The sequence below is a fragment of the Lawsonibacter sp. OA9 genome (genome assembly GCF_022440585.1).
Genome location: NZ_JAKNTI010000003.1, coordinates 1 through 7,088, shown reverse-complemented (window position 1 = coordinate 7,088; position 7,088 = coordinate 1). Strand labels below are relative to the sequence as shown.

General features: G+C 48.1%; 6 protein-coding genes. 1 reads left to right on the top strand and 5 read right to left on the bottom strand.

Translation table 11 applies throughout. From position 1 onward, the window contains the following. Positions 1-227 precede the first annotated feature (227 nt). A complete protein-coding gene (locus MCG44_RS00090; protein ID WP_240286028.1) occupies positions 228-1,058 on the bottom strand; it encodes an HAD family hydrolase in 831 nt (276 codons plus the stop codon). 304 nt (positions 1,059-1,362) lie between these two features. Between MCG44_RS00090 and MCG44_RS00085 the strand changes: the two genes are divergently transcribed. Then, positions 1,363-2,202 (top strand): PHP domain-containing protein, encoded by an 840-nt coding sequence (locus MCG44_RS00085; protein WP_240286026.1) that lies wholly within the window; start codon positions 1,363-1,365, stop codon positions 2,200-2,202. 12 nt (positions 2,203-2,214) lie between these two features. Here MCG44_RS00085 and MCG44_RS00080 read toward each other — a convergent pair whose 3' ends face one another. From MCG44_RS00080 to MCG44_RS00065, 4 genes are all read right to left on the bottom strand, one after another. Then, entirely contained in the window at positions 2,215-2,382 is a 168-nt protein-coding gene (locus MCG44_RS00080; RefSeq protein WP_240286024.1) for a hypothetical protein, read from the bottom strand. A gap of 179 nt (positions 2,383-2,561) precedes the next feature. Continuing rightward, positions 2,562-4,703, bottom strand: a complete 2,142-nt coding sequence (locus tag MCG44_RS00075; protein ID WP_345891674.1) for an RNA degradosome polyphosphate kinase — start codon at positions 4,701-4,703, stop codon at positions 2,562-2,564. Between the two features lie 8 nt (positions 4,704-4,711). Then, positions 4,712-6,253 carry an exopolyphosphatase gene (locus MCG44_RS00070; RefSeq protein WP_240286020.1) on the bottom strand — a complete coding sequence of 514 codons (1,542 nt, stop codon included), beginning with the start codon at positions 6,251-6,253 and terminating at the stop codon, positions 4,712-4,714. Positions 6,254-6,289: 36 nt separating this feature from the next. After that, positions 6,290-7,088, bottom strand: a 799-nt coding sequence (locus MCG44_RS00065; protein WP_240286018.1) for an ATP-binding protein, incomplete at its 5' end; no start/stop codon positions are given.

The window sequence follows — 7,088 nt, the reverse complement described above, 5'->3', positions numbered from 1 at the left end:
TCACAGTCATGCTCCAGAAGTTCTGTATTTACCCGCGCCGCATCCCAGCCGGCGGCAAAGCCCTTCCCCAGTATCTGGAGACGCAGAGGCATCTGAACCGGTTGTTTTTCTTCAGCTGCAGTCTCCAGCAGTTCAGGAAGCTCCACGAAGTTCATGCTGAGATTCTGTATCATATTTTCAAATAAACATGCTTTTTTCTTATCTCCCATCTCATTTCTCCTCGTCTGTCACAATTCCTCTGCGGGAATACATCTGAGAACCTCTCTCAGTCCGTATGCCACGCCGTCCTCATTGTGGTGTTTCGTCAGATAATGCGCCGCCGCGCGGCAGTTGTCGGAGGCATTCGCCACGGCGACCCCGTACCCTGCAAACTTCAGCATATCCACATCATTGTCCCCATCCCCAAAGGCCGCCACATGATCCGGTGATATCCCGAGTCTTTCTGTCACAAAGCGCAGTCCGGTATGTTTGCCTGCATCCCTGTGTGATATCTCGATCAGCTGCTGCACGGAGGATGTGATATAAACTTCCGAATCTGCCCCGGCGATCCGTTCCCAGATGCGCTGTTTCATCTGCGCATCCCGAACGACGATATCCATGCTGTCCAGTTCATCCATATGTGCCTTGATAAACTGTACGATATCCGGTTCGAGACGCCTTGTATTCTTCACATACTCGACAGCCTGCAAAGAGGTCCCGTATTTTACCGGATTCTCTATGAGATCCCGGTCAGCATACGCCGCGCCATCGACAAACGCCTCATACGTCACCGGCTCATCCGCGGACATTTTCAGTATGGTATCCACGGACGCGCTCCGAATCTTATACTGTTTCAGACAGGTATGATCTGAAATCCGATAGATCGCTGCCCCATTTGAAGTCACCGCGTACTCGATTCCTGCAATCCCTGTCACTTCTGTTGGAAGCGTGGAGTAAGCCCTGCCGCTTGCGATCACAATATGTATGCCTGCCTTAATAGCCTGTTCGATCGCCCTCAGGTTTCCCGGACTCAGTTTTCCCTGTACATTCAATGTCGTGCGGTCCAGATCAAGCGCCACACATTCTATTTTTATCCCCATATCGACCTCTTTTTGTATGTGCAATTCAAGTATGTTCCAGTTCCTATCATATCAAATTTTTTTTCAAAATTCCAGCATCTCCAGGTAACTGTCCAACCGTGCTTAACATATCCCGATAACAGTTTTTCCATTGCGCCGGGATTATGCTTTGCATGATACGCATCAAACGCATTGTAATACGAAATCCTGTCTGTAAACCACTCCCCTCCTTCCCTTGACCTTCCGCCCTCACCTGCTATACAATAACGTTAGCGTTATCCGACATAGAAAAGGAGCGATACCCATGGAAAGACTTATTGACCTGCACGTGCATTCTGACTGTTCGGACGGAACCTTGAGCCCGGAGGAGCTTATCGTCCATGCGCATGAACATCAGTTGTGCGCAATCGCACTGACAGACCACGACACGATCGCCGGGATTGAACGGGCGAAAAAAAAAGCTGAGGAATACGGCATCGAGCTGATACCGGGAATTGAATTTTCAACGAATTATAAGGGGAAGGATGTGCACATCCTGGGACTTGGTATTGATACAGCGAATGATCACTTCGTGGAATCACTTCAGCAGTTCCTCGATTCCCGTGATCTGAGAAATGAAAAAATGATACAGGCATTGAATAATCACGGCGTATCCATCAGTCATGAGCAGATGGCGGAAGAATATCCGGATTCGGTATGGACCCGGGCACATTTTGCAAGATTTCTGTCAGAACATGGCTATGTCAGAGATATACCAGACGCTTTTGCCCGTTATATCGGGGACGACTGCCCGTGCTTTATTCCGCGTGAAAAGGTGACGCCGTTTCAGGCCATACAGCTGGTTCACGAAGGCGGCGGCTTCGCTGTACTGGCGCATCCGCTGCTTTATCATATGAATGATGCAGACCTTTACTTACTCGTAAAAGAGCTGAAAAAATCCGGGCTGGACGCCATGGAAGCCATCTACTCTGCCAACCGCTGGATGGATGAGAGTAACATGAAACGCCTGGCGAGAAAATACAGTCTGAAGATCACCGGCGGTTCTGACTATCACGGCGCGGGCAAGCCCGGAATCGAAATCGGAGTTGGCCGTGGAAATCTTTCGATTCCCTATGAAATATGGGCAAATCTGCAAAAAACTTAAATGCCTGCGGCACTACCGGCCGCGGTTATCCGCAGTTTCCTTACGGATTTCTCCCATTCCGGCATTTATCGTGCCATTCTGGTAGATACAATTGTCTGACGGCGCAACATAACCGGCCGCAGCTTTCGTACCTGCCAGATTTTTCAATACCTGTTTTTCAACTTCTGCAATCAGATTCATAGTATTTACCTGTCCCTTTCTGTGTGATAGACTTCATTGTAACATTCCCCTTCAATCAAAAAAGAGCCTGCATTCCAGGCTCTTTTTTCGGCCATCAGATTTGCTACACATAATGTAACTCAACTCCGATGGTTTGTCAATATCCTTATATTATGTTCTTTTTATAATAATCTTACGTTTTATTCTTCCGCGGGTTCCGCGGGAATGAATACTCTCTGATCACCATGCGTCCGTGGCTTCTTTGCATTTGCTGTCGCCTCCTGGCAGAAACTTCTCTGTGAATCGATCAGTACCTTGCCGCGCTTGTCAATTTTCTCATAGCTTCCGTCCGGCTGCAGAACGTGTGCCTTCACATTATCTTTCAGCTGAAGGTCCAGAATATGCTTTACTTCCTCCTTCAGCTTCGGATCTTCAACCGGAAAACTGATTTCTACGCGCTTATCCAGGTTTCGCGGCATCCAGTCAGCACTGCCCATATAGATCTCTTCCTGACCATTGCTGTAAAAATAAAAGATTCTGGCGTGTTCCAGGAAATTCCCGACGATCGAATGTACGGATATATTTTCACTGACCCCAGGTATTCCAACCTTCAGACTGCAAATTCCCCGCACAATCAGATCAATTTTTACACCTGCGGCAGAAGCGGCATACAGTGCAGCAATGATATCTCGGTCACACAGAGAATTCACCTTGGCAATAATATGTGCTGTCTGCCCTTTTCTGGCATGTTCCGCTTCCATCTCGATCAAGTGAAGGAAACGGTTCCGCATCCAGAGCGGTGCCACCACCAGCTTATTCCAGCTGCCCGGTTCTGAATAACCGGACAGCATATTGAACACCGCTGTTGCATCCTCGCCTATCCTCGCATTACATGTCAAAAGCCCGCAGTCTGTATAAAGTTTCGCGGTAGAGTCATTATAATTTCCGGTCCCCAGATGAACATATCTGCGGATTCCACTCTCCTCCCGCCTTACCACCAGCGTGATCTTGCTGTGTGTTTTGAGTCCCAGCAGTCCATAGATGACGTGGCATCCTGCCTTTTCCAGCATCTTCGCCCACACTATATTGTTCTCCTCGTCAAACCGGGCTTTCAGCTCAACCAGTACAGTAACCTGTTTTCCGTTCTCTGCCGCCTGTGCAAGCGCTGCGATGATCGGTGAGTTACCGCTGACACGGTACAGCGTCTGCTTGATCGCCAGGACCTCCGGGTCTCTCGCCGCCTGTCTGACAAAATCGACGACCGGTTCGAAGCTCATATACGGGTGATGCAGCAGAATATCACCCTTTCTGATATTCGTAAAAATATCTTTCTCATTTTGAAGTGCCGGAACTGCGGCTGGCACATACGGTGGTGTTTTGAAATCATCGTATCCCTTCATCCCGTACATCTTCATCAGGAATGTAAGGTCAAGCGGTCCGTTGATATGAAATACATCTTCCTCCCTGATGTCAAACTCTTTTTCCAGAATCGCAAGAAGTCTCTTGTCAATCCCGTCCTGTACCTCAAGACGGATCACTTCTCCCCACTGCCTTTTTTTCAGCTGTTTCTGTATCTCCTTTAAGAGATCCGCAGCCTCGTCCTCATCGATCGTCAGATCTGCATTCCGCATGATCCGGTATGGATAAGAACAGACGACATCATAGCTGAGAAACAGTTTTCCGATATTCCGCTCGATGACTTCCTCCAGCAGGATGATACAGCGTTCTCCATTCTTGCCATCAGGAAGTGCGATGATCCTCGGCAGTACCGACGGCACCTGAACTGTTGCAAATTCCAGCGCCTCTTTATTTTTCTTCGTATCTTTTTTTCTGATCAATGCCCCGATGTTTAATGTCTTATTTCTCACCAGCGGAAACGGACGCGAAGAATCCATCGCCATCGGTGTCAGTACGGGATAGACATTTTCCTCGAAATACGTATCCACATACGCAGCCTGTACCTTACTCAGCTGTTCATGAGAGCTGACCACATTGACTCCAATGTTGCCAAGCGCCGGGATGAGTGACCGGTTGTACGTATTATACTGCGCCTGAACAAGCTCGTGCGTCCTGGGGCTTAGTTCCTTCAGCTGTTCTTTCGGTGAAAGACCGGCGATATCCGGCTTCGTATATTCCGCATGCACCATATCTTTCAGGGAAGCCACACGGATCATAAAGAATTCATCCAGATTAGAAGCTGTAATGCTCAGGAACTTCAGACGTTCAAAAAGCGGAATATTTCTGTCTTTTGCCTCACTCAGAACACGTTCATTGAACCCGATCCAGCTAAGTTCGCGGTTTCTGTAATACTCCGGTTTATTCCATTGCGAATAGTCCATCATCACCCCTCCTATATTGTCTTCCTGACCTTAATCACTGGCCGTATGCTGTAAACCTCTTCAAAAAAGTCCAGTTTATCCTGCACCAGTCCCCGTTCCAGTGTAAAATCCTTTTTCGTGTCTATCGTAAGAATCAGTTCATTTTCTTTAATGGATGCCTTCATGGTATCGATCTTCTGCATGTGGCTCCTGTCCAGCGCATTGACCAGACGTAAGATAGCGGTCAGCTTCGCGACCCGGATATAGTCTGTTTCTCCCAGATCTGCGATCCTGTTCATCGCTGCATAATCATCAAACGGCAGCGTATTGTACCTGACTGCCAGTGCGATCATCTGCCGCTCACGGTGGGACAGCCCGATGATCTCGGTGGACATAATAATATTGAACGAACATTCCGCCACATTGCTCAGACTGATATATTTTCCGCAGTCATGAATCTGGACTGCCACTTCCAGAAGCAGCTGTTCCCGCTCCGTCAGCCCGTGTATGCGTTTCATTGCATTGCATACTGTTCGGGCCAGTCTTGACATCAGCTGCGTGTGATTCTTGCTGACCGCATACCTTCTGCCGATATTTCTGGCTGCCATAACGATGTCATTGTCAAAATTATGATCCGGTTTAATGATTTTTGACTTCTCCGCATAATCATACGCAACACCGTCCGCCAGACGGATTCCCGGAATCCAGATACTCTGGGCACCCATCTCCTGGATCAGCCGTTTGTTGATGATGGCCGTCGGAATCATCAATGATGCATATTCCAGCGGAATCCCCAGTCTGACGGCAAGTTCAATGGGAGAACGTCCGATGATCGTCCGGTACCACTCCATATATTCTTCCTGTGTCAGCACCTTGGAATCCAGCCTTTCACGGTTATACAGGATGGAGTCTGTAAAGTTATTTCCGATCAGTATGACATTACTGATCTTTCTGTCCTTCAGATGCAGCTTCATGAAACTGGCGATTTCATTTCGTATCAGCTCCTCAACCAGCATCTCATAGTGCGTCGTCTCATTCTCCACAACAGCAAGACGTTCTCTCACGCGCAGGCTTCCAAGCTTTACGTTTTGTGTCGTGATCAGATTATCTTTATCGAACAGCGAGATCTGAATGCTTCCGCCGCTGACGTCCACGATCGCGGTTCCCTTCTCAATGATTTTCTGGAAAGCATCTCCTCTGGACGCAATTCCCTTATAGCCCAGAAAACGCTGCTCCGAGTTACTCAGGATGTTGATCCGGATTCCTGTTCTTTGAAAAATAGTTTCCAGCACGATCATGGAATTCTTGGCCTCCCGGATGGCACTCGTCGCAACGGCCCTATAATCCCCGATCCGATAACCAGCCATGATTTGTGTCATATCCTTAATGATCGCGCACAATTCATCGACCAGCCCGGCTGACACCCTGCCCTCTGCGTACGTCTCTTTTCCGAGCTCAATGCGGTGCGTTACATGATCGATGGATTTGATGCCCCCTTTGCGGGAGAGCTCAAATACATTAAGGTTCACACTGTAAGATCCCACTTCAATTGTTGCAAACATGGTGACCTGCATATACTTTCCTCCGTTTGGTGCTTTTTTTGACGACTGCTATTGCTGTCCCAGCAGATAATCAATAAACTGCTGGGCAGTTCTCCCCGACAGTCCCCCGTGGCTGAGTTCCCATTTGTTGGCTTCCAGCAACAGCTTTTCCTCCGGCATATTCACGTGATACCGATCTGCCAGAGTCTTCACGATATTCTGGAATTCCTTCTTATCCGGTGCACAGAAAAAGATGGATACGCCGAATCTCGATACCAGCGACAGCTTTTCCTGTACCGTATCAGAAGAATGCAGATCGTCCCGCCGCTCTTCCTTGTCACTGAATTTTTCCCGGACAAGGTGCCGCCTGTTTGACGTCGCATAGATCAGGATATTGTCCGGTTTCTTTTCCAGACCGCCCTCAATCACCGCCTTCAGATATTTATACTCAATTTCAAAATCCTCAAAAGATAGATCATCCATGTAAATGATAAACTTATAATTTCTGTTTTTGATCTGTGCAATCACCGCATTCAGATCCTGGAACTGATGCTTATATACCTCGATGATTCTCAGTCCCCGATCATAGTACTGGTTCAGGATACCTTTGATGCTCGACGATTTTCCAGTCCCCGCATCCCCGAAAAGCAGGCAGTTGTTGGCTTTCTTTCCGCTGACAAAAGCCTCCGTATTGTCAATCAGTTTCTTTTTCGCAATCTCATATCCGACGAGATCAGTCAACTGTACATGTGCGATGTTCGTGATCGGCAGAATTTCCACATCCTCTTTCGTGTGGTCGATTCGAAAAGCCTTGTGAAGACCCAGTTTTCCGACCCCAAAGTCTTTATAAAAGCTGACCATGTCATCC